The 648-nt window shown below is 69.3% G+C and carries 1 protein-coding gene; it reads right to left on the reverse strand.

The genetic code is table 11. The annotated features are described in order from the left end of the window. Nucleotides 1-20 precede the first annotated feature (20 nt). The coding region (locus tag NS184_RS17125; protein ID WP_152998321.1) for a sugar ABC transporter substrate-binding protein at nt 21-648 on the reverse strand (628 nt) is incomplete at its 5' end.

A 648-nucleotide genomic window follows, 5' to 3' on the forward strand; every position in this document is an offset into this window, starting at 1 on the left:
CCGGCCGGCTCCCTCGTGCACTACTGGTTCTGGGACTGCGCCTGCTCGAGCGCTGCCTCGGGGCTGGCCTTGCCGGTGAGGGCGAGCTGGACGGCGGTGTAGATCTTCGTCGCGGCCTTGGGCCAGTCGGGACCGAGTTCACCGGTGCGGGCACGGGCGGTCTTCACCGTGGTGACGAACGAGGCGACCTGCGGGTGGCTCTCGGCCCACTTCGCGCCGGCCTCGAGGTTCGTCGGCACGTTGCCGCTCAGCTTCGCGAGGGCTTCCTGCCCCTTCACCGAGTGGAGGCAGCCGACGAACTTGCCGGCGAGCTGCATCTTCGCCTTGTCGCCGGTCTGCGGGACGGTGAACGCCTCGCCACCGAGCGGGGCGACCGGGGCGTCCCCGGTGCGGGTCGGGATCGGCACGCTGTCGAACTCGAGGCCCTTCTTGGCGTTGAGCGCCGGGAGCTGCCACGGGCCGTTGATCATCATCGCGGCCTTGCCGGCGAGGAACTGGTTGTTGACGTCGGCCTGGGCCCAGCTGATCGAGCTCTTCGACATCGAGCCGTCGTTCTGCAGGTCCTCGACGAACTGCAGGGCCTGCGCCGCCTGCGGTGTCGCGATGTCCTTCTCGTCACCGCCGTTCGACCAGAAGAACGGCAGGAAC

Origin of the sequence: Curtobacterium luteum (assembly GCF_001475545.1) — a bacterium.
Lineage (GTDB): Bacteria > Actinomycetota > Actinomycetes > Actinomycetales > Microbacteriaceae > Curtobacterium > Curtobacterium luteum_A.